The organism is Herpetosiphon geysericola (assembly GCF_001306135.1).
GTDB classification, from domain to species: Bacteria; Chloroflexota; Chloroflexia; order Chloroflexales; family Herpetosiphonaceae; genus Herpetosiphon; species Herpetosiphon geysericola.
Genome location: NZ_LGKP01000032.1, coordinates 73,191 through 92,067 on the forward strand (window position 1 = coordinate 73,191; position 18,877 = coordinate 92,067).

Annotated in this window: 14 protein-coding genes; 6 read left to right on the forward strand and 8 right to left on the reverse strand. The window is 50.7% G+C overall.

From position 1 onward, the window contains the following. Positions 1-23 precede the first annotated feature (23 nt). Positions 24-3,395: an ATP-binding protein gene (locus tag SE18_RS20145; protein WP_054536272.1), complete on the reverse strand. Its 3,372-nt coding sequence runs from the start codon at positions 3,393-3,395 to the stop codon at positions 24-26. 702 nt (positions 3,396-4,097) lie between these two features. Between SE18_RS20145 and SE18_RS20150 the strand changes: the two genes are divergently transcribed. From SE18_RS20150 to SE18_RS20160, 3 genes are all read left to right on the forward strand, one after another. Further along, positions 4,098-5,951, forward strand: a complete 1,854-nt coding sequence (locus tag SE18_RS20150; protein ID WP_054536273.1) for a bifunctional homocysteine S-methyltransferase/methylenetetrahydrofolate reductase — start codon at positions 4,098-4,100, stop codon at positions 5,949-5,951. Positions 5,952-5,997: 46 nt separating this feature from the next. Then, positions 5,998-6,513: a hypothetical protein gene (locus SE18_RS20155; RefSeq protein ID WP_054536274.1), complete on the forward strand. Its 516-nt coding sequence runs from the start codon at positions 5,998-6,000 to the stop codon at positions 6,511-6,513. Between the two features lie 81 nt (positions 6,514-6,594). Next, positions 6,595-7,110, forward strand: coding sequence for a hypothetical protein (locus SE18_RS20160; protein WP_054536275.1), 516 nt, complete (start codon positions 6,595-6,597; stop codon positions 7,108-7,110). On the opposite strand, the gene SE18_RS20165 is transcribed toward SE18_RS20160, so the two are convergent. The 7 genes from SE18_RS20165 to chvE form a co-directional block, all read right to left on the reverse strand. Then, positions 7,107-8,138, reverse strand: a complete 1,032-nt coding sequence (locus SE18_RS20165; protein WP_054536276.1) for a LacI family DNA-binding transcriptional regulator — start codon at positions 8,136-8,138, stop codon at positions 7,107-7,109. The two genes, SE18_RS20160 and SE18_RS20165, sit on opposite strands and share 4 nt — an antisense overlap. A gap of 164 nt (positions 8,139-8,302) precedes the next feature. After that, positions 8,303-9,808, reverse strand: a complete 1,506-nt coding sequence (gene araA, locus SE18_RS20170) for an L-arabinose isomerase (RefSeq protein ID WP_054536277.1) — start codon at positions 9,806-9,808, stop codon at positions 8,303-8,305. Between the two features lie 180 nt (positions 9,809-9,988). Next, entirely contained in the window at positions 9,989-10,630 is a 642-nt protein-coding gene (locus tag SE18_RS20175) for an L-ribulose-5-phosphate 4-epimerase (protein WP_054536278.1), read from the reverse strand. Positions 10,631-10,654: 24 nt separating this feature from the next. Beyond that, the gene (locus tag SE18_RS20180) at positions 10,655-12,343 is read right to left on the reverse strand and encodes a ribulokinase (protein ID WP_054536279.1); all 1,689 of its coding nucleotides are present in this window, start codon (positions 12,341-12,343) and stop codon (positions 10,655-10,657) included. Positions 12,344-12,408: 65 nt separating this feature from the next. Further along, positions 12,409-13,656, reverse strand: coding sequence for a multiple monosaccharide ABC transporter permease (gene mmsB, locus SE18_RS20185; RefSeq protein WP_083470045.1), 1,248 nt, complete (start codon positions 13,654-13,656; stop codon positions 12,409-12,411). Then, on the reverse strand, positions 13,653-15,191 hold the full coding sequence (mmsA, locus tag SE18_RS20190; RefSeq protein WP_054536280.1) for a multiple monosaccharide ABC transporter ATP-binding protein: 1,539 nt from the start codon (positions 15,189-15,191) through the stop codon (positions 13,653-13,655). Before mmsA ends, mmsB begins: the two co-directional genes overlap by 4 nt. 94 nt (positions 15,192-15,285) lie before the next feature. Next, the gene (gene chvE, locus SE18_RS20195) at positions 15,286-16,434 is read right to left on the reverse strand and encodes a multiple monosaccharide ABC transporter substrate-binding protein (protein WP_201783517.1); all 1,149 of its coding nucleotides are present in this window, start codon (positions 16,432-16,434) and stop codon (positions 15,286-15,288) included. A gap of 355 nt (positions 16,435-16,789) precedes the next feature. On the opposite strand from chvE, the gene SE18_RS20200 reads away from it, so the two are divergent. The 3 genes from SE18_RS20200 to SE18_RS20210 are packed head-to-tail and all read left to right on the forward strand — an operon-like array spanning position 16,790 to position 18,853. After that, positions 16,790-17,554: a hypothetical protein gene (locus tag SE18_RS20200; RefSeq protein WP_054536281.1), complete on the forward strand. Its 765-nt coding sequence runs from the start codon at positions 16,790-16,792 to the stop codon at positions 17,552-17,554. Between the two features lie 39 nt (positions 17,555-17,593). Continuing rightward, a complete protein-coding gene (locus SE18_RS20205; RefSeq protein ID WP_054536282.1) occupies positions 17,594-18,202 on the forward strand; it encodes a hypothetical protein in 609 nt (202 codons plus the stop codon). 39 nt (positions 18,203-18,241) lie between these two features. Beyond that, entirely contained in the window at positions 18,242-18,853 is a 612-nt protein-coding gene (locus tag SE18_RS20210; RefSeq protein WP_054536283.1) for a hypothetical protein, read from the forward strand. Positions 18,854-18,877 lie beyond the last annotated feature (24 nt).

Consider the following 18,877-nt stretch of genomic DNA (forward strand, 5'->3'; position numbering starts at 1 on the left):
CCTGTTTTGGATTAACTTAGGCTTTAGACATACTCGCGAAGCATGGTTGGGGTGTTCATTTGCTCGAATAAAATTTCGGCCCGTTCTTGATGCGCCAAGGCTACCGTGTAATCGCCGTTAAGTCGTTTGATGGTTGCACCAATCGTCAAGCCCAGCGCCAACAAATAATTATTGTTGAGCGAGAGTTGCAGCAATTGATCAATTGCCTCGCTCGCCTCACGCCGTTGGCCATTGTAGGCTTGCAAATAGATTTGCAACACTTGGCTACGGAAGAGCGATTGCGGCTCGTCAAGCTGCTTGGCCAGCCGAATTGCTCGCTTGGCCATCCGGTTGGCACAGGCGCGCCGACCTTCGACAAAGGCAATTCGTCCAAGCATTTCTGCAATAATCACCCGTTTGGGATCGTAGTGGTGCAGTTCGCAATACAATTTTTCTGCTTGCAAATAGTAGCCGCGTGCCCGTTGATAATCTTGCACATAAAACGAAATCGTGCCTTGTTGAATGAGGGCTGTCGCCATGTGTAGCTTTGCGCCAATTTGGCGGGCCAAACGATAGGCCATTTGCGAGAAGCGCAAGGCATCGTTGAACGAGCCAAGCATCATCATACAATGCGAACGGTTGTTAATTGCCAAAATCTGACCATTTAAATCGCCAATTGCTTGGGTTGTTTCGAGACTTTGCTCGTAGTAATTAGCGGCGGCATGCCAATCGGCAAGCTCCATCGCAATTACGCCAAGGTTGTTGAGCGCCCGACTCATGGCGGGCAAATCGCCGAGATAGCGGCTCACCGCCAAACTTTGGTTGACCAAGGCTTGCGCGCCTTTGAGATTACCACGTTGCCAAAAAGTCCCCGCTAGCCGATTAGCTGCCAAGGCTTGTAAGCCATGATGATTATTGAGTTCGCTGATGGTAAGGGCATTGTTGAGCAAACGCTCTGCTTGGTCTAAATTCCCACGATGAAAGGCAATCCAGCCTGCATCACAATCGATCCGAGCGTGATCAAGCAATGCGCCATCGGCCAACACCAAACGCGCTTGCTCTAAATGCTGCATAGCTTCGTCATAATTGCCTTGCTTTTCGTAGGTGGCAGCAAGTTGCCGTAAAATCGTGGCATGGGTGGCTTCGTTTTCTGGCATAGGCTGAATCATGCCAAGTGCTTGTTGATAGGCGACGCGTGCTTCATCATAGCGCCCAACAAAGCTCAAAATATCGCCACGCCCGTGAAACAGGCTTGTGCCATGTTCTGGGATTGGTGGCTCAAGTGCACTTAGCAATGGCAACGCTTGATCATACAAACGCAACGCATCATCATTAGCAAAACGGCTAGCAGCGCGTTGGGCCGCCAACAGCAAATATTCCAAGGCTTTGTGGGTTAATTGCGAATGGCTAAAGTGATAAGCCAAGGCATCGATATACAGCTCTGGATGTTCGCCAGCTTGGGCTTCGAGCGCTAGCGCCACCTCGCCGTGGAGCATATGACGTTGCTGGTGTAGCAGGCTGGCATAAATCGTTTCTTGTAGGAGCAAATGGCTAAATGACCAATCGTCGTGATGATTGGCTACTGGCTGCACAAAGCCACGTTGTTGCAATTGCTGAAGCTGCTCGCTGATTGGCTGTTCTGGCCGCAATTGGCTGAGCAATTGTTGACTAAAGCGGCGGCCAATCACCGAGGCAATCGCCAAACTTAGCGCCAAGTCAGTTGGCAAACGATCATAGCGCGAGCGCATCAACGCTTGCAGCGAGAGCGGCATCGTGGGCATTTGCAGGCTATCGCTGCTTTGGGCTTGAATATCGAGGCCAGCATGCAAGGCATGGCGGGCTAATTCTTCCAAATAAAAGGGCACACCATCTGCTTGGCGCACCAAATGCTCGATCATCACTGCTGAGGCTTGGGGCAGAATTTGCTTAATCAAGGCTTCAGCGGCTTCTGTGCTAAGCGAATTGAGTTCAAGCACCAAGCCTCGTTGTCGAGCCTGCGCCAAAATCCGATTGAAAGTTTGGCGAATTTGCGGGGTTTCGTCGTCGCGCGCAACCAAGTAGAGCAAGAGCGATGAAGCATCGAAGGTTTCGGCTATAAACTCCAATAGCTCCAGCGACAAATCGTCGGCCCATTGCACATCGTCGATCACAATCGCCATCGATTGTTGGCGCGTGCAGGCAACAAACAATTCGCGAATTGCCAAAAATACGTGGCGCTTCAATTGCGCCGCATCAAGGTGCTGCACCCGTTCAGCCAAACTTTGATCGATAAAATCGAGCGAGAGCAAATATTCGATATAAGGCATCAAATCGAGCGGCATATTGCCCAACTCATGAATCAGCAATTGAATTTTATGATGCATGGTGGCGGCAGAATCGGCATGATCAATTTGAAATAATTGGCGAATCAAGCCCAAAAAAGCGCTATAGGGCACAATTCGCGTGGCACTACTACAATCGTTGACCAAGACTTTCACATCACGACTGTGCAAATGTTGAATAATTTCGCCAGTCAGTCGCGTTTTGCCTACACCAGCCCTGCCCGTTAGGCCAATGACCCCGCCCATGCCATTGTGCAACAGCTCTGTCGCGCCGATCAAATTGTGTAATTCGGCATCGCGGCCAATTAATGGCAGTGCAAAACTTCCATCAACTACCGTTTGCGATAATTGCTTGCCTGCGAGAATCGCCGCTGCGATCGGTTGCTCAAAGCCTTTGAGCGAAACCGTATGTTGTTCGCTAAAGACAAAATTCTGCTGCAAATTTTGGGCTAAATCATCATCGACCATAATCGTGCCAGCATCGGTCACCTGCTGCAACCGCGCTGCCAAATTTACTGGGCCGCCAATAACCGTTAAATCGCTGTAGCGGTCGGAGCCAAGCAAACCTGCAATCACCTCGCCGCTGGCTAAGCCAACCCGAATTTGAAATTGAACGCCTGCATGGGCAATTGTTTCGTTGTAGGCTGCCAATTCTTCGAACATTGCCAACGCTGCATAGGCAGCTTGGGCGGCGTGGGCTTCGAGTGCGACGGGCATACCAAAAACCGCCATCAAGCCATCACCGGTAAATTTATCGATCGTGCCTTCAAAGCGGCGTACCGTTTCGCCCAAGCGGCGCAAGCATGGGTCGAGCAAACTATACATATGCTCAGCGCCCAGCCGATTGGTAAGGTTGGTATAGTTGCACACATCGGCAAATAAAATTGTCACCACGCGGCGAGTTGTCGCAGCAGGAACATACTCGATTAATGCAGTAGCACAGGTGCCGCAAAAGCGAAAACCTGGTGGATTAGCCGCGCCACAACTAAAACAGTGCAGCGGCAATGGGCTGGCACAATTGCCACAAAAGCGCGCGCTAGGCGGATTTTCGGCAAAGTTGCAGGTTGAGCAGCACGTAGTTGTTTGAACTGTCATAAACCGATTGGTGCTCCATGCGAAACGATAGTTTAGCCTATAGCAAAAATTCGGCCAGCAGAATGAAGATAAAGGATGAAGGATGAATTATGAGGGATGAAGGGGAAATCAAAAGTCAAAAGTACGCTGAGGTTATAGGCTGTTGACTATCGGCTATCGGAACATTGTGTGTGCAATCGTGCAATTCGTGGCGAAAAAATTGTGCTTCGTGCGCTTCGTGTCCTTCGTGGATCAGTTTTAACGCAGAGGCGCAGAGGAAAAACGGCTATTGGCTCATGGCTATAGAAATATTGTGTGTGCAATGTGTGCAATTCGTGGCGAAAAAGCTGAGGATGGGGGATTGGAACAGCGAAGAGCGCGAATGCCGCGAAGGATAATGCTGGGGGAATAGGAAACACAGCAACAATCCAACGCGTGAATATTAGGGGGTGTCGGGGGATGAAAACCCCTGACGTTTCCCGCCGGGGCGGGACGGAAGGGTGGCGAAACAAATGAATAGGGATTGGGGATTGGATGCTGGGGATCGGGCTATTGGCTATCGGAACATTGTTCGTGCAATTCGTGGCTAAAAAATTGTGCTTCGTGCGCTTCGTGTCCTTCGTGGATCACAAACCAGCAAATGTTAAGCAATATGCTATAGTTATTGGCGATCAACGGCGATCGTGCGACAACAACTTTACCAATGGACAAGGAACTAAGGCTATGGCGAATCCATTTCTTGAACAACTAGGGCAACGAGCCTTGCTTTGTGATGGCGCGATGGGCACTCAATTGTACAATCGCGGCAACGATTTTGACGAGTGCTTCGATGCCTTGAATCTGACCCAGCCAGATGTCGTGCGTGAAGTTCATCAGAGCTATATTGAGGCTGGGGCCGATATTATTGAAACTAATACCTACGGCGCAAATCGCTTTAAATTAGAGCCGTTTGGCCTTGCTGATAAAGTTCGTCAAATTAACCATCGCGGGATGAAGCTGGCCCGCGAAGCCCGCGAAATCGCTGGCACCAACACCTTGATTGCTGGCGCAGTTGGCCCGCTAGGCGTGTTATTGCAACCCTACGGCCCCTTAACCGAACAAGCAGCCCACGAAGCGTTTGCCGAACAAATTGGCACGTTATTGGAGCAAGGCGCTGATCTGTTGATGTTTGAGACATTTAGCGATCTGCGTGAAATGGTGATTGCGGTTAAGGCTGCCAAGCAAGTTGGCGATTTGCCAATCGTTGCCCAGATGACCTTTGCCGAAGATGGCCGCACGGTGCTTGGCAACACGCCTGAAGAAGTGGTGCGCAAACTTGGCGAGTTGGGCGTGGCCGTGGTCGGGGTCAATTGTTCGGTTGGTCCGCAACGGGTGTTTCGGGTTGTGCAAAGTATGCGCGCGGTCAACGCCACCATACCAATTTCGGCCCAACCAAATGCTGGCTGGCCAACCGAGCGCCATAATCGCGTGTTTTATCCTTCGTCGCCTGAATATATGGCCGATTACGCGCGACGTATGGTCGAAGAATTGAATGTGCAGATTGTTGGGGGCTGTTGTGGCACCACGCCGCAGCATATCAGCAGCATGCATGCTGCCTTGCAGGATCTGAATCCAGCCAGCACGCTCAATATTACGATTGTTGATGACGAAGCGCCAAGCGTGCAATTGCCCAGCAAAAGCGCCGAAACCACCCAACTTGGCCGCATGTTGGCCGATGGCGCGTTTGTTACCAGCGTTGAAATCGACCCGCCCAAAGGCCACAATCCTCGGCGCTGTCTCGAAGGCGCACGCCAAATGCAGGCCGCAGGCGTGAATTTTATTAATGTTGCTGATAGCCCGATGGCGCGGGTGCGGATGAGCGCCTTGCCCATGTGCAACTTGATTCAGCAACAAGTTGGCATGGAAACAATTCTGCACTTTACGACCCGCGACCGTTCATTGATGGGCTTGCAAAGCGATTTGCTTGGTGCGCATGCCTTGGGTGTGCGCAACATCTTGGCCTTGAAAGGCGATCCGCCGTCGTTTGGCGCCTATCCTGGCACCTCAGGCGTGTTCGATGTTGATACGATTGGCTTGGTCAAGGTAATTGCTGGGATGAACAGCGGCGTTGATACTGCTGGCAACGATATTGGCACGCCAACCAACTTCTTAATTGGCGTGGCCCTCAATATTAACGCCGAAGACCCAGATTGGGAAATTGATCGTTTGCATCAAAAAGTGGCTGCTGGCGCGCACTATGCCATGACTCAAATCGCATACGATGCGGCCGAACTTGATCGTTTTCTCGATAAACTTGGCCCGCTGCCAATTCCCATTTTGTTGGGTTTGATGCCAGTTCAGAGCTATCGCCATGCTTCGTTTTTACATAACGAAGTGCCAGGCATTACCTTGCCCAACGAGGTGCTGGAGCGCATGAAGCAAGCTGGCTCCAATGGTCGAGCGGTTGGGGTGCAAGTTTCGCAAGAAATTCTGACCGCAGCCTACGATCGCATCCAAGGGGTGTATATCATGCCATCGTTTGGCCGCTACGAAATGGCCGCCGAAGTGCTCGAAGTGTTGAAGGCAACCAACGCCTAGGCATAGCCGTAGTGCATGGCGAATTCTGGTTTTGTGGAGATTCGCCATGCATTGCCCCCGTTGTCGTCAAAACGTCGCTCTGACCGTCAATCGCTGCCCCAACTGCCAACAAGCGATTAAACCGCTGCTGTTGAGCCAACAAATCCCCTTAGCGCCGCAACAACGCCAATCGCTGATTAATAAAATTTTGCTGCCAAGCGCTTGCTTGCTGTTTGTTGCGATCGTGCTGGCTAGTTTGCGGTTTGCGATTAATCCTGTGTCAAGCTGGGCTTGGCTGGGCGTTACGGTGATGATTGCCGCAACAAGCATCTATTTGCTTAACCTCGTGCGCGATTTGCTGAGTGGTTTTGTGACGGTTCAAATTGCTCAATTGGAGTTGCTGCGGGAATATAGCAATCGCGCGGGCACACGTTTTTATGGCGATTTTGGCGTACTCGGCAAACTCCAATTGAGCAAAGAGCACTTTGATTTGGCGATTGAAGGCAATTATTACAACGTGACCTATAGCCCAAAAAGTAAAACTGTGTGGGGATTAGCGCCGCTTAGCCGTGAACTGGCTTAATTTCAGCTTGCTGCTTGCAGGAAATCAAGCCAGCCAATGCTGCGTCTTAGCTCGCGAATGTTGGTTTTGTGGAGATTCGCCATGCACTGCCCCCGTTGCCAGCAAAAAGTTGATCTGCACATCAACCAATGCCCTAAATGTAAACGCAAGCTCAAACCGCTGGTGTTGAGCCAACAAATTCCGTTATCGGCACAGCAACGCCAAGCCTTGCGCAGCGAAATTATTACCCTCGGCATTGCGCTTGGGTTTCTGGTTTGTATCGCCACGATCCTACTTTTTGCGCTCAAGGATGTATCTGGTTTGATTTGGCCAATTTTTGGCCTAATGCTTGCGGTTGTAGGCTTCTATTTGCTCAGCCGAGTGCGCGATCTGCTTGGTGGCATTGCCCACGTGCAGATTGATCAGTTGCTCGAATTACGCTATGTCCGTACCAGGCGCAAAACCCGTTTATATGCCGATTTTAAGCTCATTGGCAGCCAATTATTAACCATGGAGGATCGCGATATTGCGATCGAAGGCAACTATTATGTTGTAACCTATAGCCAGCGCAACAACAATGTGTGGGAGTTAGCCAAGCTGCGGCGTGAAGTTGCCTAGCGCACGGTGCTTTCGCGCACAATCAAGGTCGTTGGCAGGGTTGTGATCACTGCTGGCATCTGCTCGTCGCTTGGATTGATTAATTGCAGCAGCGTTTGCACCGCCAAGCGGCCTAATTGACGCAATGGCTGGCGAATGGTGGTTAGGGCTGGCGAGAAGTAGGCCGATTCAGCCAAATCGTCAAAGCCCACGATTGCCAAATCTTCGGGCACCCGCAGGCCATGGCTGCTGGCATAATGCAACGCGCCCAAGGCCATTTGATCGTTGCAGGCAAAAACTGCATCCATCGCGGGATAGCGGTTGAACAATTCGCCGCAGGCTTGTTCGCCGCTGGCCGCCGACCAATTGCCGATGCCAATTTGTTGTTGCGTTGGCGTGATACCTGCCGCCAGCAAGCCATCGTACCAGCCGCTGCGGCGTTGGCGGGTTTCGAGCCATTCACTTGGCCCACAGATGATGCCGATTTCGCGGCGCCCAATGCTTAGCAAATGCTCGACTGCTTGGCGCGCACCGCCATAATTGTCGATGCCAATTGTGGTGAAGCGTGGGTTGGGTTGGCTTTTGACAAAGACAATCGGTGGGCAAGTTGCTGGCAATTGGGCTTGCACAACCTCAACATTTTCGTTCAGTTCCGCCGCTGCAAAGATAATCCCATCGACATGGCGTGCCATCAGCGCCTCGATAATTGGCACAATATTGGTCGCATCAAAACGCGGCAATTCCTTGAGCAACAAAGCATAATTCGAGGCTTCGCTTTCCTCAGCGATGCCATTCAACGTCAGCGACACGCCCATATATTGCAAGCCTGCGGTAATCACACCCAAAGTAAAGCTCTGTTGCTGCACCAAGCTGCGGGCCAAGGCGCTTGGCTGATAGCCCATCTCAGCAATTGCTTTTTCTACAGCCTCGCGGGTTTGCGGCGAAACATCGGGCCGATTGTTGAGCACCCGCGAAACGGTTTGGGTCGAAACATTACACAGTTTTGCAATATCTTTGATCGTGACTTTTTGTGGACGTTGAATGGTCATGGCGAACTCCCAATAGCACGCTGCATTTTAGATCGCTGGGATGCAAGCTGCTAGTATAGCCGATCTTGCCCCGACGTTGCTTCGGCCACGCTGCAACGCTGCTCAGGGTGGCGGTTCAGTGCCATTGGTGCGCAGCGTTGCGGCGTTGGTTGCTGAGGGTTGGTTTACAACCCTTTAGCCAAGTGATAGTAGAGATCGTTCCAGCGCAGCTCTTGCTTGAATTGGCTGACGTTAGTGGTGCGATCGATTTGCAAATATTCCATGCCTGCAATTTCTGCAAAATCGGCGAGATGTTCACTGGTCAGGTCAAAGCTAAAGCCGGTGTGATGCGCGCCGCCAGCGTAGATCCAAGCCGCCGCAGCGGTTTTGAGATCTGGTTGAGGCAGCCACAAGGCGCGGGCAACTGGCAAGTTTGGCAATGGCTCGTCGGTTTCAACTGCATCAACCACACTATTGATCAAGCGCAAACGATTGCCCATTTCAACGATTGAGGCGTTGACTGCTGGCCCAGTTTTGGCATCGAACACCAAGCGCACTGGGTCGGTCTTGCCACCAATGTCCAACGGATGGACTTCGAGCCGTGGTTTGGTTGCGGCAATTGAAGGACAAATTTCGAGCATATGCGCGCCCAGCACTTTCATGCCGTTGCTTCCAAAGTGATAGGTGTAATCTTCCATAAACGAGGTGCCGCCAGTTAATCCAGCGCTCATCACCTTCATCGCCCGAACCAGGGCTGCGGTTTTCCAATCGCCCTCGCCAGCAAAGCCATAGCCGCGATCCATCAGCCGTTGCGGGCCTAAACCTGGCAATTGCACCAAGCCATGCAAATCTTCGAAGGTGGTTGTAAAGCCTTTGAAATTGCCATGCTCAAGAAAATAGCGCAAGCCTAGCTCGATGCGAGCAGCTTCACGTAGCGATTGATGCTGCTCGCCGCCAGCTTGCAGGCCTGCTGCCAAGTCGTAGTGTTCAGCATATTCTTGTAAGGTACTGTTGATATCTGCGTCGCTAACTTCGTTGACAAAGCGCACCAAATCGCCAACGCCATAGCCGCTGACGCTATAGCCAAGCCGCATTTGGGCGTTGACTTTATCGCCTTCGGTTACGGCAACTTCGCGCATGTTGTCGCCAAAACGGGCAAAGCGCGCGCCTTGGGCATCGTGCCAAGCAGCGGCGGCTCGCGTCCAGGCTGCGATTCGATCATGGACTTCGCTATCTTGCCAGTGGCCAACAATCACTTTGCGTTCCAAGCGCATACGGCTGACGATAAAGCCAAATTCACGGTCGCCGTGGGCTGCTTGGTTAAGGTTCATAAAATCCATGTCGATTTGCGACCATGGAATTTCGCTGTTGAATTGGGTGTGTAAGTGAGCGAGTGGTTTTTGCAAACTGCGCAGGCCGGCAATCCACATTTTGGCTGGCGAGAAGGTATGCATCCATGCCACCAAGCCAATACAGTTTTTGGCGGCGTTGGCTTCGAGCACCAAATTGTAAATTTCGTCTGGTGTTTTGAGCACAGGCTTGAACACCACGCGCACCGGAATCGCGCTGCTTTGATCAAATCCTGCGGCGATAATTTGTGAGTGTTTGGCAACTTGTTCTAAAGTTTCGGGGCCATACAGATGTTGGCTCCCAGTAATAAACCACACTTCATACTGTTTCAAATCAAGCATCGATTGGCCTTTCTATAATTGAGGTTGGGCATCGGGGGCTGGGGGTCGGAATTTTATTCTGATGCGAATGCCGACCCCCGCTTCCCAACAACCGATCCCTCTATTTATTAAATCTTGAGCATTTGGATGATCATGGTTGTTAGAATCCGATCCTCGATCCCCAACAACCGATCCCCAACTTTACTGCCCATACACATTGGTATAGCGATAGTGCAATTTGGCAACGTCGTCGCTGGCGATCTCCTGCGGTTGGCCGATTTGCAAGGCATACCACGTAGTACGGGCCACATCTTCGGTCATTACGGCAGCTTTGACGGCGGCTTTGGCCGATTTGCCAATCGTGAAAACGCCATGATTTTGCAGCAGCACCGCTGGCGATGTGCCAATGTGTTCGACCACTTGCTGGCCAATTTCCTCGCCACCGATCAAGGCAAAGCCAGCGCAAGGAATCGGCCCGCCAAATTCATCGGCCATCGCAGTTAAATAGACTGGAATTGATTTACCGTTTGCTGCAAACGCCGTGGCAAATGGCGAATGGGTATGCACAATTCCATTCACATCAGGCCGATGGCGATAAATGTACAAATGGCTGGCGGTATCCGATGAAGGCTTGAGTTCGCCTTCGATCACATTGCCGTCTAAATCGAGCACTACATGGTCGGCGGGCTGCAAATCTTCAAACATCACGCCGCTGGGCTTGATCACCACCAAATTGGTTTCGGGATCGCGGGCGCTGACATTTCCCGAAGTCCAGGTTACCAAGCCATTTTTGGGCAATTCAAGGTGCAATTTCCAGAGTTCGTGTTTCAGGGTTTCTAACATGGTTCTATTCCAATCTGGCTGCAACTAGGCGGTGAGCGCGGCGTGACGGAGCATGCGCAAGCGCTTCATCACGTCGTTTTCGCCACGGCCAAAGTAGTTGTATAGCACTTTATATTCAGCATAAAGCTGGTCGTAAATTTCAACGTTGGCGGGAATTGGCTTGAAGGTTTCGGCTTTCAAGCGGCCCATTTGTTTGGCGGCGCTAGCAATATCGGCGTAGCCACCTGCTTCAAGGCCTGCGGCCACTGCGCCGTGCATAGCTGCGCCCAAAGCTGGGGCCTGTTTGCTGGCAATGACGCTAATTTCATAGTTGGTTACATCGGCGTAAATTTGCATCAACAAATGGTTTTTTTCGGGCAAGCCGCCAGCTGCAATCAATTTGCGAATGGGCACACCCGATTGATTGAAGGTTTCGATAATTTCGCGTTTGCCAAAGGCCGTTGCTTCGAGCAAGGCGCGGTAGATTTCGGGCGCAGTCGTGGCCAAGGTCATGCCCAACACCAAGCCATTGAGTTCAACATCGACCAAGGTTGAGCGATTGCCATTGAACCAATCGAGGGCTAAGAGACCGCTCTCAGCAGGCTTAAGTTTGGCGGCTTCGCGTTCGAGCAAGCTGTGAATATTGAGGCCTTCAGCCTCGGCTTGGGTGAAATATTCGCCAGGCACACCATGCTCAATAAACCAAGCAAAAATGTCGCCAACCCCGCTTTGGCCTGCCTCGTAGCCCAACATGCCTGGCACGATCCCGCCATCGACTACGCCACACATGCCTTCGACGATTGGCAATTGGTCGCGCTGTTCGCCGTTCATCACGTCGCAGGTGCTGGTGCCCATAATCATCACCATCGTGCCAATGTCGGTGTTGCCGGTAACTGGCAGGGTGACGTGGGCATCGACGTTGGCGACGGCAACCGCTGTTCCTGCCAGTAAGCCCGTCCATTCGGCGGCTTGTTGGCTAAGGCCACCAGCTTTTGCGCCAAGTGGCAAGAGCGTGCGCGACATTTTCTGATCGACGATGAGCTCCATTCGTTCGTCGAGCGCCTTAAAAAATTCGTTGGGTGGAAAGCCCTCAGATTTCGACCACATGGCTTTGTAGCCTGCAGTACACTCGTTGCGGGTTTCGACCCCAGTCAACTGCCAAACTACCCAATCGGTTGCTTCGATCAAGCGATCGGCGGCAGCATAAACTTCTGGCGCTTCATTGAGAATTTGCCAAGCCTTGGGGAAAAACCATTCTGAGCTAATCTTGCCGCCGTAGCGATCAAGGAAGCTATAGCCAAGCTCGCGGGCAATTTGGTTGAGCTGGTTAGCTTCGGGCTGGGCGGCATGATGTTTCCACAATTTGACCCAAGCGTGCGGCGTGTTGCGCCACTCTGGCAGCATACACAAGGGCGTGCCATCAGCTTTGGTTGGCAACATCGTGCAGGCAGTAAAATCAACCCCAATCCCAATTACGTCAGCAGGGTCAACGCCACTTTCTTTGAGGATGGTTGGGATTGTGTTTTTGAAGACATCGAGATAATCGTTGGGGTCTTGGAGCGCCCAATCTGGCTCAAGCCGAATGTTGGTGCCAGGCAGTTTATCATCGATAACCCCGTTGGCGTAGGGATAAATTGCGGTTGCGATTTCTTGGCCATTGCGCACATCAACGAGCACAGCACGGCCCGACTCGGTGCCAAAATCGACCCCGATCGTGTAAGTTTGCCGACTCATGGCAACTCCTTGTATGAGGTTGCAAGGCACGAACCAAGCCTAGCTCATGCCTTGCGCTGCTTCAACTAGCCTTTGTTTTTGCTTGATACGTCGAAGTAGACGGCGATCAAGAGCACTGCACCTTTGACCACTTGTTGCCAGTCGACGCTTACGCCAGCGATTGACATGCCATTATTGAGCACGCCCATCACCAAGGCCCCGATGACCACGCCAAAGATTGTGCCGATGCCGCCTGAGGCCGATGCGCCGCCGATAAAGACCGCCGCAATTGCATCGAGTTCAAAGCCATCGCCAGCTTTGGGAGTGGCCGAGTTCAAGCGACCTGTGAAGATCATGCCGCCGATAGCTGCCAAAACACCCATATTGACGAAGGTGTAGAATGTCAGACGGTCGGTTGGTACGCCAGAGAGTTTGGCGGCTTTTTCGTTGCCACCCAAAGCATAAATCCGCCGCCCAATCACGGTCTTTTTGGTGACAAAGATATACAAGACGATCAATGGGATTAACACCAACAAGACGTTGGGCAAGCCTTTGTAGGAAGCCAAGATATAGCAGAAGGCCATAATGATCGCCACAACCGCTGCATTTTTGACAATAAACAAAGGAGTTGAGATTACTGGGAAGTTGAATGCGCGGCTATTTTTGCGCCCTACAATATCCAAGTAGACGATGATTGCGGCAAACGCTAAACCGATGATAAGCGTCATCACATGCAGTTTTGCGTCAGCGCCACCAAAGGGGTTGCTCATAAAGCCAGTCGTGGCTTCGTTGCCGCTAATGAAACCGCGGCTAATATTGCTGAAGCTTTCAGGGAACGGGCCAAGTGAGCTGCCGCCGAGCAGCACCAAAGTCAAGCCGCGAAAGATCAACATCCCGGCGAGGGTCACAATAAAGGCCGGAATTTTGCGGAAGGCCACCCAGTAGCCTTGAAAGGCGCCGATCGCAGCCCCGATTGCAATACAGGCAGCAATCGAAAGGATCACCGGATAATCGTTTTTGACCATCATATAGCCAGCGACTGCCCCGACAAAGGCCGCCACCGAGCCAATCGAAAGATCGATATGGCCTGCCACAATCACCAGCAGCATGCCCAGCGCCATCACCACGATATAGCTATTTTGCAAAATCACATTGGTGATATTGGTTGGTTGCAGCAACACGCCGCTGGTTTCAAATTGGAAATACAGCACAATTACCACAAGGGCAACCAGCATGCCATATTCGCGCATATTGTTTTTCAAGAAAGCGAAAACGGTGGCGAGATTGAACCCAGCCGCTTTGCTGGATTCGTTGGTTTGCAGTTCAGCGCTCATTGCTGGTTAACCTCCTGCTGCATAATGCACTTCATGATCTTTTCCTGAGAGGCATCGGCGGCAGGCATTTCGCCAACCAGCTGACCTTCATTCATTACATAAATGCGATCACACATGCCGAGAATTTCGGGTAATTCTGAAGAGATGATGATCACGGCTTTGCCTGCTTGCGCCAGCTTGTTGATAATCGTGTAGATTTCGTATTTAGCGCCCACGTCAATCCCACGGGTTGGCTCATCGAGAATCAGAATATCGGGGTTGGCAAACAACCACTTGCTGAGCACCACTTTTTGTTGGTTGCCGCCTGAGAGATTGACGGTTTTTTGCAGCACGCTGGAGCTGCGAATGCCTAAATCGTCCCGATATTGATTGGTAATGCGCAATTCTTTTGGCTCGTTAATCACCGATTTATTGGCAATCGCTGGCAGATTCGCGAGCGAAATATTATTTTTAATTCCATCGATCAGCACCAAGCCATAGTTTTTGCGGTCTTCGGTAACGTAGGCAATGCCGTTACGAATGGCCTTTTGAATCGTGCGTACATCGATCTCTTGGCCATTTTTATAGACATGGCCACTGATATGTTTGCCATATGCGTGACCAAAAATACTCATTGCTAATTCGGTGCGGCCAGAACCCATCAGGCCTGCAATCCCGACAATTTCGCCTTTGCGCACGCTGAAGCTGACGTTATCGACAACTTTGCGCTCGGCATGAAGTGGGTGATAGACATTCCAGTTGCGAACTTCAAACAGAGTTTCGCCAATCGTGGCCTCGCGAGGCGGAAAACGATGGCTCAAATCGCGGCCAACCATGCCACGGATAATCCGGTCTTCGCTAATTGTTTCTTTGTGACAATCGAGGGTTTCAATCGTTGCGCCATCACGGATCACCGTAATCCTATCGGCAACTTTGGAAACTTCATTTAGTTTATGCGAGATCAGAATCGATGAGATGCCTTGTTGTTTAAATTGCAGCAGCAATTCGAGCAAGGCTTGGCTATCGCTTTCGTTCAAACTGGCGGTTGGTTCATCGAGAATCAACAGCTTAACTTCTTTGGCAAGCGCTTTGGCAATTTCAACTAATTGTTGCTTGCCTACGCCAATATCAGTAATTAATGTGTTGGGCGATTCGTTCAGCCCCACTTTTTTGAGCAAAGCTTGGGTTTTGGCAATCGCCGCATTCCAATTGATGACGCCGCGTGAGGCAGTTTCGTGGCCGAGAAAGATATTTTCGGCAATCGAGAGGAACGGAATCAAGGCCAGTTCTTGGTGGATAATCACGATGCCAAGTTTTTCGCTGGCGCTAATATCGTTGAAACGACATTCTTGGCCCTCGAAAATAATCTCGCCTGTGTAGCTGCCATGCGGGTAGACGCCGCTAAGCACCTTCATCAAGGTCGATTTGCCTGCGCCATTTTCGCCCACCAGCGCGTGAATTTCTGCGCGGCGCACTTGCAAATTAACATCATTGAGCGCTTTAACCCCAGGAAAGGTTTTGGTGATGCCGCGCATTTCAAGTAGTAGATCAGACATAACCTGTGCCTCGTTTGCTGAGAAGATGGCCAAGTTTCGGATGCAAAGCAGGCCTAAGCATAAGCCATGCTCACACTCAGACCTGCTGCCAGAACTATTTGGTTATGTCTTCTTTTTTGTAGTAACCACTGTCGATCAACACTTTTTCCCAGTTGGTTACATCAACAACGACCGGAACCAGCAATTGTGACGGCACAACTTTGACCCCGTTGTTGTAGGTGGTGGTGTCATTGACCGCTACTTCTTTGCCTGACAATGAGGCTTCGACCATACCAACGACTGATTTTGCCAATTCGCGGGTATCTTTGAAGATGGTTGAGCTTTGTTCGCCAGCGATGATTGACTTGACCGAAGGAACTTCAGCATCTTGGCCTGAAACAACTGGCATTGGTTGGTCGGCGCTGCCGTAGCCAACACCCTTGAGCGATGAGATGATCCCAATGCTAATCCCGTCGTATGGTGAAAGCACTGCATCAACTCGTTTGTCGCCGTAGAAAGCGCTCAAAATGTTGTCCATGCGTGATTGAGCGGTTGCCCCGTCCCAGCGCAAGGTAGCGACTTTGTCCATGCCCGTTTGGCCACTGACAACCACCAACTTGCCGCTATCGATGTAGGGTTGCAAGACCGACATTGCGCCATCGTAGAAGAAGAAGGCGTTGTTATCATCCGATGAGCCACCGAACAACTCGATATTGAAGGGGCCTTTGCCTTCTTTCAAGCCAAGTTTGGTTTCGATCGATTGGGCTTGCAAGACCCCAACCTTGAAGTTATCGAAGGTTGCGTAGTAATCGACGTTAGGCGTCTTTTTGATCAAGCGGTCGTAGGCGATAACCAGAATTTTCTTATCTTTAGCACTTTGCAGAACATCTGAGAGGGTTTCGCCGTCGATTGCCGCAATCACCAAAACATTGACCCCTTTGGTGACCATGTTTTCAATTTGCGAAAGTTGGGTTGGAATATCGTCTTCAGCGTATTGAAGATCGGTTTTGAAGCCTTTTTCTTGGAAATACTTCACCATATTGTCGCCGTCGGCGATCCAACGAGCAGATGATTTGGTGGGCATTGAGATCCCAATGGTGTATTTGCTGTTATCAGCGTTAGCGGTTGTGCCACCGCTGTTGGTTGTGCCGCCATCGGTTGCTGCAGGCGTTGGGGTTGCGGCTTCGCCACAGCTTGCCAAAACCATTGTCATCAGCACCATCAAAACCAGCATGAACTTCGCGCGAGGAGACTTCATCGTCATGTCCTTCCTTGGAGTAAGTTTTCGTGGGCGGTGGCTTAAGTTGTGCCACAGCTAGGGTTGCTGCGCTTAAATGGCGCACCCAACGAAGACAGGTTACGAACATTGAAGCATTTACATTGGAACGGTAAGCTAGGGAGGGGTTTAGAGGTGGTACCGACCTCGTTATCGATCCCGTTATCGATCCCGTTATCGATAACGGTGGCATTATAACAATCCAGTTAGCCGCTGTCAAGCAGCGAGCTGAGGCTGAAGTACTGGTCTGATCTAGCCCATCAGTGGGTGATCGAGTACGCTTGCCCGACGAACGCAACCCATGCTGATTCTTGACGTACACTACTATTGGAGGACTATCCAGATGAAATGCCCAAATTGCTATAGTAATGTTGCAAATAGCAGTACCACCTGCCCACGCTGCGATTGGCCGTTACGCACGCCCCCTGCTTCGACCGCCTCAGCAGCATTTGGCCAATCACCAACCGCCAATGCTTGGGGCCGCGATCAACAAAATGATGCTGGCGTTTGGGAGCCAAGTAAGCCAGCGGCAACAGCTTGGGAGCCAAGTGCGCCTGCTGATGCTGCTTGGAATCAAGCAACCCAAGCATTAAATACTTGGGAGCAGCCAGCTGCCGAACCTGCCTCAACCTGGGATCAATCGCCAATGCAAAGCGTTGCCGCGCCGCCAAACGCCACAATGATGGGGAATGCCATGCCCACCAGTGTGCCCTTGACGGGCGGCCAAAAAGCCAAACTGTTGTTTGGCGCGATCATTCCATTGATCGTTATTACAATCGGGATTTTGTATGTTAGCCGCGCCCCGATGACTGGCGAATTAAGCTTTGTCTGGATTTTTATTGGCGTGCTAAGTTTGATTTTTGGTTGGCAAGCTATTACCAAGTTGATTGATTTTTTCAGTGGCGTTGCCTTGGTTCAAGTTGATCGCTTAACCAAAACCCAAATTGTTAAAAACAAAAATAGTCGCAATTACTATGGCCATTTTGAACGCATTGGTCGGCTGAATATTGGTCGCCAAAATTACGATACTGCCTTGCAAGGCGCAATTTATCAAGTGACCTATAGCGCCCGTAGCAAAAGCTTGTGGGCGATGCAACAAGTTGGCTAACCCATGCCGAACTAGTGAAAGAAGCAGAGAGGAATGGTTATGAAATGTCCGAAGTGTCAAACGATTGTTCCCGACCGTAGTCGCTGTGGCGCATGTAGCTTTCCGTTTTATGCCCAACTTGATGAGGCTAAGGTTTTGCATTTAGCGACTCATCCTGATGGCAAGAGTATTCGCTTGCCAAGTGGCCGCTTTATCAGCATTCCCGAAGACCACAATCTTGTGCCAATGATTATGCCATTGACGCACGCCCAAAAGAATAAACACCTTTTGATGGCACTCTTGTTTCTGGTACTGATTGTAATCACGCTGATGGTGATTGGCTATTTAAGTTTGGCTGTTGATATCGGCTTTATCTGGGTATTTGTGGTGATTTTTGGCTTAGCATTGAGCTGGCAGATGATTGCCCACTTGATCGATTTCTTTAACGGCGAGGCTGAAGTCTATGTTGACCGCTTAATCGAAACCGAACGTTATTGTGCAAGGTATGAACGCAGAAGAATCTATTACTTTGGTTATTTCGAGCAGCTTGGCCGAGTATCTATTAGTGTCAATGATCATTATGCCGCGATTCCAGGTACGCTCTATAGATTGAGTTATGCTAAAGCTTCCCACCATTTATTAGATGTAGTGCAGGTTGATAGTCGATAATGGTCTTTTCCTAATTGAAAGAAGCAGAGAGGACTGGTTATGAAATGCCCGAAGTGTCAAAAGCTTGTTCCCGACCGTAGTCGCTGTGTCGAATGTGGTTTTCCGTTTTATGTCCAACTTGATGAGGCTGCAGTTGCGCATTTAGCTACCCATCCTGGTGGCGAGAGTGTTCGCTTGCCAAGTGGTCGCTACATCAGCATTCCCACTGACCATAATCTTGAGCCAACGATCATGCCATTGACGCGCGCCCAAAAGAACAAACACCTTCTGATTGCCTTGGCGAGTTTGGCGGCGCTATTTGTGGCAATGCTGATTGTTGGCTATTTAATTAAGCTTGGCGATTTTGGGTTTATTTTGGCATTTGTGGGAATCCTTGGCCTCGCGGCAGGTTGGATGCTCGTTGCCCACTTACTGGATTTCTTCAATGGTGTGGCTGAAGTCTATATTGATCGCTTAATCGAAACTCAACGTTATCGTTTCAAGCATCAACAATCAAAAGCCCATTACTATGGCTATTTCGAACAGCTTGGCCGAGTCAATATTAGCGCGAATGATCATTATGCCGCTATTCCAGGTGCGCTCTATAGATTGAGTTATGGAAAAGCTTCCCAACGTTTATTGGATATGGTGCAGGTTGATGGCTCATTTTGATGGATCATTGGATACAGCTCACGT